We start from the raw sequence: 590 nt of genomic DNA, 5'->3' as shown, positions 1-590 counted from the left end.
CACAAGCTGCTCCTGTGAAGTATACTTGAGTCGATAAAAACTTAGATACAAAGGAGAACTTGTGCTATGAATATTATACAACATGCTCAGAATTATATCGCTTTAAAAAACAAAATTTCTGTTTTTAATCAACTTATTGGCTTGTCTAAACTTTCTCGGAAGCTTAACTATCACCGTCGCTCTAAAACTTCTTTGTTGTCCATTTTGTCGTGGTTCATGATATCTATTTTTCAACAACGCTCACTGTATCATGCAGAAGAAACAAAACAATTTACCACCCGTACAGTACGCAATGTCCTGAATGATGCCCGGATCAATTGGCAACGATTCACTTGTCTTTTGGCTGGCAGTATCATCGATTATTTGCGTCGTATCAAAACTTTAGATGGTCGTCGGAAGCTTGCCTTTGTTTTGGATGATACATTAATCAAGCGATCATTTTCAAAAAAAACAGAATTATTAGCGAAAACTTACGATCATGATCGCGGCAAATATCTTAAAGGTTATCGCGGACTTACTTTGGCAATCACTGATGGAAATACGCTTTTACCGGTTAACTATGCTTTGATGTCTTCTGAAAACCAACGTAA

General features: G+C 36.8%; 1 protein-coding gene. It reads left to right on the top strand.

Annotated features, from left to right (window positions below; genetic code table 11):
• Positions 1-66 precede the first annotated feature (66 nt).
• On the top strand, positions 67-590 hold a 524-nt coding region (locus ON15_RS05885; RefSeq protein ID WP_010580558.1), incomplete at its 3' end, for a transposase.

This window comes from Liquorilactobacillus vini DSM 20605 (assembly GCF_000255495.1).
Classification (GTDB): Bacteria; Bacillota; Bacilli; order Lactobacillales; family Lactobacillaceae; genus Liquorilactobacillus; species Liquorilactobacillus vini.
The sequence above is the reverse complement of the archived record's forward strand: the minus strand, read 5'-3'. Positions and strand labels throughout refer to the sequence as shown.